This window comes from Streptomyces sp. NPDC042336, from assembly GCF_055581985.1.
In genome coordinates this window covers 1-4,659 of sequence record NZ_JBVJEA010000074.1, presented here as the reverse complement: position 1 = coordinate 4,659, position 4,659 = coordinate 1, and the positions used below count along the sequence as shown (strand labels likewise).

General features: G+C 69.2%; 4 protein-coding genes. 3 read left to right on the top strand and 1 reads right to left on the bottom strand.

Features of this window, described 5'->3' with window-relative positions:
- Nucleotides 1–398: 398 nt before the first annotated feature.
- Nucleotides 399–695, bottom strand: coding sequence for a hypothetical protein (locus ACZ6IM_RS42230; protein WP_469564549.1), 297 nt, complete (start codon nt 693–695; stop codon nt 399–401).
- 450 nt (nt 696–1,145) lie between these two features.
- Here ACZ6IM_RS42230 and ACZ6IM_RS42225 point away from each other — a divergent pair, with 450 nt between their 5' ends.
- Genes ACZ6IM_RS42225 through ACZ6IM_RS42215 form a run of 3 tightly spaced genes read left to right on the top strand, consistent with a single transcriptional unit; the run spans nt 1,146 to nt 4,504 of the window.
- Complete coding sequence (locus tag ACZ6IM_RS42225; protein ID WP_469564547.1) at nt 1,146–1,292, top strand: hypothetical protein; 147 nt, start codon at nt 1,146–1,148, stop codon at nt 1,290–1,292.
- Between the two features lie 51 nt (nt 1,293–1,343).
- Nucleotides 1,344–1,838: a hypothetical protein gene (locus ACZ6IM_RS42220; RefSeq protein ID WP_469564544.1), complete on the top strand. Its 495-nt coding sequence runs from the start codon at nt 1,344–1,346 to the stop codon at nt 1,836–1,838.
- The gene (locus ACZ6IM_RS42215) at nt 1,835–4,504 is read left to right on the top strand and encodes a helicase associated domain-containing protein (RefSeq protein ID WP_469564551.1); all 2,670 of its coding nucleotides are present in this window, start codon (nt 1,835–1,837) and stop codon (nt 4,502–4,504) included. Before ACZ6IM_RS42220 ends, ACZ6IM_RS42215 begins: the two co-directional genes overlap by 4 nt.
- Nucleotides 4,505–4,659: the final 155 nt, after the last annotated feature.

Here is a 4,659-nt window from a genome sequence, read left to right as displayed (position 1 = left end):
CCCGCGGAGCGGGTACCCCATCGCTGCGCGATGGGCAAGCGAACACCCCCGCTGCGCGGGGGTGTTGCGCTCCCGCTCCGCGGGAGCGCTGGCGGGACGCTGCGCGTCCCGCTCACCAGACCGGCTGCGCCGGTCTGGTGACGCTCCGTCCGCTGCGCTCCCGGAGCTGCGGGGGCCTGCGGCCCCCGGTGGTGGCTTCCGCTGCGCTCCAGCCACCTGGTGGCGCTGCGCGCCACAGGACGGACCCGCTGCGCGGGCCCGTCAACGGGCCTTCGGCCCGGGCATCTACAGGGGTGGGGGGTGGTGCTCCGGCAGTGGACTGTCAGCAGACCGTGGACTCCGCCTCCGGTGGGGCGGAGTCGGGTCCCGGATTGACTCGTGGGAAGAGTGATGGGCCCTCAGGCAGGGGCGTGACGGCGGGTGCTCGGCAGCCTGTGCGGGGCAGCATGGTGTACGGGCCGGCCCGTGGCGGGAACGGCGAGGCGCCGCAGGGCGAGGCCCGCGGTGACGAGCAGGACGGTGAAGACGGCCAGGAGGAGGACGGACACCCACATCTGCCGGCTCCCCGGCGCCTGCCAGCCGGTCCAGGCCGCGGACCCTGCCCACAGGAGGATGGCCGCAGTGTAGAAGGAGCGGATACGGCGCAGTTGCCGCACGGCCCGCAGGAACTGGATGCGTTCGATCTTCGGTGCCATGCGGCACCGTGTACCCCGATGCACGTCGGCCATCAGGGTCGGACGGAATCTCGTCGAAGGGGATCTGTCGAGGGGGTCCCGCAAGTCCACATCTCAATGTGATGCAGCATGTAGCATTGGCGTAAAGCGGGGACACCCGGTAGCAGAGCCGGGGGGCACATCAGCCTCGGTGCTTAGCGCTGCAGCGGCTGATGACCTGGATACCAGTCGAGCTTAGCGCGGCGGTGGTCGCCGTATTTGGGGAGGAGCGGGATGGTGGGCTGGTACGTGCTGGTGGAACGGGTGAGTTACGGGGAGTCGGAACTGGTGGACAAGATCCCCGTCGAAGGCGGAGAGGAGGCGGCTCTTGCGCGCGCTGAGGAGACCGCTCACACACGTCGCCCGAGGTACAGCACCGACTCCAGTTCGTGCGGCCGATTGGTCTTCCGCACTTCACCGACGAGCTGGCTCGTGGAACTGACCAAGTCGTCCTGGAGCAAGGGCGACAAGTCGCCGACCACGTACACCGAGCACCTGAACATCCGTGTGGCCGAACTCGTCCACGTACAGGAACTGGTCCCTGCCGAACCTCCCAAGAAGGGCCGCTTCGGCCGGTGAACGCAGCGCGCCTTCTCGTCCTCGCACTGGCGGTAGCTCCAGGGAGTCCGCATGGCGCATGACCGCAGGCCTTCGCCCCTCGCCCCGGACTCTTATGAACATGCCTCGATCTACGTGGACGCGGAGGCCGCCCCGCGGGTCGTAGCCCGGCTTCGAGACGCCCTCGGCCTCGTCGAGGACGACGGTCCAGAGCTGACCGTCGGTCCGGTGCGCATGGTCGGCGCGCACAATGACTACGCCACAGGCCGGCGCGCCCACCCCTTCGACTTCCTTGAGTGGCCGACCGTGCTGGAGTGCGAGGCCGCCGATGGAGCGCCGGCCGAGGAGGTAGTCCAAGCCGTCATGGCCGTGCTTGAGGCGCTGTGGCGCGGGGGCTTCAAGGCCGTAGCCGCCTGCGACTTCGAGGACGAGTTGCCCGCACGCGGCGGGATCGACAGGTACTCCTACCCCGCTCCTGCCCTCGACGGGGGCGCGGTCTCTTCGGGCACGGGCACGTGGTGGAGGAACCTGATTTCGCCCGGAAAAAGGAAAGGTCGAAATCTGTGATCAGCCTCCGGGAACATCAGGTGACCCAGAAAACTGCCATTCGGGAATGGGTCAAATTCTTTGCAAGATCGTCTGTGCCTGCTGAGGGGGTTCGGGGCACGCTGGTGTCCGCCACCGGGTCGGGCAAGACGATCACGGCTGCTGCGAGCGCGCTGGAGTGCTTCCCGGGCGGGCGGATCCTGGTGACCGTGCCGACCCTGGACCTGCTCGCGCAGACCGCCCAGGCGTGGCGGGCGGTCGGTCACCGCTCCTCGATGGTGGCGGTGTGCTCGCTGGAGAACGACCCGGTCCTCACCTCGCTGGGAGTGCGCACCACCACCAATGCGATCCAGCTCGCGCTGTGGGCCGGAACCGGACCCGTGGTCGTGTTCGCCACCTACGCCTCCCTCGTGGACCGTGACGACCCGGAGGACCCAACGCGCCAGCGCAAGGTCCGCGGGCCGCTGGAGGCCGCCTTGGCGGGCGGGGAACAGCTCTACGGCCAGCGCATGGCCCCGTTCGACCTCGCCATCGTGGACGAAGCCCACTCAACCACCGGTGATCTTGGTCGGCCGTGGGCGGCGATCCACGACAACGCCCGCATCCCCGCCGACTTCCGGCTCTACCTCACCGCCACGCCGCGGATCCTCGCCCCACCCCGCCCGCAGAAGGGCGCGGGCGGGATGGAGGTGGAGCTGGCAAGCATGGCCGACGATCCGGACGGCACCTTCGGGGCGTGGCTTCCCGGCGCCGAACTGGGGCTGTCGGAGGCGATCGAGCGGGGCATCCTCGCCGGATTCGAGATCGACGTCCTCGAGATCCACGACCCCTCCCCCATCGTCGGGGAGTCAGAGGAGGCACGGCCGGGCCGGCGCCTGGCGCTCCTGCAGACCGCACTTTTGGAGCACGCCGCGGCGTACAACCTGCGTACGGTCATGACGTTCCACCAGAAGGTGGAAGAGGCCGCCGCGTTCGCGGAGAAGCTGCCGAAGACGGCCGCCGAGCTGTACGCGCACGATGCCACAGGCGAGGACCTGGCGGCCGCGGGCGAGCTGCCCGTCTCGTCGATCGGCGCGCAGCTGTACGAGCTGGAGGCCGGACGGCACGTGCCGCCGGATCGGGTGTGGTCGGCGTGGCTGTGCGGCGACCACCTCGTCACCGAACGACGCGAAGCCCTCCGCCAGTTCGCCAACGGCATCGACGCCGAGGGCCGACGCGTGCACCGGGCGTTCCTCGCCAGCTGCCGCGTCCTCGGCGAAGGCGTCGACATCACCGGCGAACGGGGAGTCGACTCGATCTGCTTCGCCGACACCCGCGGCTCCCAGGTCGAAATCGTGCAGAACATCGGCCGGGCACTCCGGCTCAACCGGGACGGCTCCACGAAAGTCGCCCGGATCATCGTGCCCGTCTTCCTCGAGCCCGGCGAAGACCCCACCGATATGGTCGCCTCCGCCTCGTATGCCGGACTGGTCGCCGTGCTCCAAGGCCTGCGCAGCCACGATGAACGACTCGTCGAACAGCTCGCCTCCCGCGCCCTCACCAGCGGCAAACGCAAGACCCACATCCATCGCGACTCCGACGGGCGGATCATCGGGACCAGCAGTGAGATCGGGAGTGAGGACGAGGAGCAGGGCGGCACCGACGGTGCGGTCGAGTCGGCTCTGCTGCACTTCTCTACCCCGCGCGACGCCGCGGCGATCGCGGCGTTCCTGCGCACCCGGGTCTACCGGCCCGAATCCCTGGTCTGGCTCGAGGGCTACCAGGCCCTGCTGCGCTGGCGGAAGGAACACGAGATCACCGGCCTGTACGCCGTCCCCTACGACGTAGCGGTCGAAGTCGGGGCGACGAAGGCGTTTCCACTGGGGCGATGGGTCCACCAACAGCGGAAAGCCCTGCGGGCCGGGGAGCTAGAGCCTCGGCGCAAGAAGCTCCTCGATGCCCCCGAGGCCGGCATGGTCTGGGAGCCAGGCGAAGAAGCCTGGGAGACCAAGCTCGCCGTGCTCCGGACCTACCGGCGCGCCACCGGGCACCTCGCACCCCGCCAGGACGCGGTCTGGGGCGAGAGCGAGACCGAGGGCCTCGTGCCCATTGGGCAGCACATGGCCAACCTCCGCAGGAAGGGCGGTCTGGGCAAGGACCCCGAGCGGGCGGCTGCACGCGCGGCGCAGCTGACGGCAATCGACCCCGACTGGGACTGCCCCTGGCCGCTCGACTGGCAACGCCACTACCGCCACCTCGCCCACCTCGCCGCCGACGAACCCGGCGGAATCTTGCCCACCATCGCACCCGGCGTCCTCATGGACGGCGACGACATCGGGCGATGGCTCCAACGACAACGCCGCGACTGGAGACTGCTGACCACCGAGCAGCAGGACCGGCTGTCGGAGCTGGGCGTGCAGCCCGCCCAGGAGCCGCCTCCCGCCCCAACGATCAAGGGCGCGGCAAAGGGGAGCAAGGCCCAGCAGGCTTTTCAGCGCGGACTGGCAGCCCTCACCCAGTGGGTCGAACGGGAAGGCTCTCACCGGCCTGTACCGCGTGGTCATACCGAGGAGATCGTGATCGACGGCGGGGCGGAGCCAGTGACCGTGAAGCTGGGTGTGTGGGTCTCGAACACGAAATCGAGGCGGGACAAGCTCACCCAGGACCAGCTCGACGCATTGCGGAAGCTGGGCATCGACTGGATCTGACGGTCCTCGGCCAGGGCCCTCTCGTTCGGCATCGATCCGAGGTTGGGACTGTAAATCGTTCGGGTCTGTTCCGTAGTCGGTGGTGACGGTGAGTGCTCGCCTGTGATCATCGAGCGTGCATGATGCGAACGCGCTTGTAGGGACGGTCTTTTCGG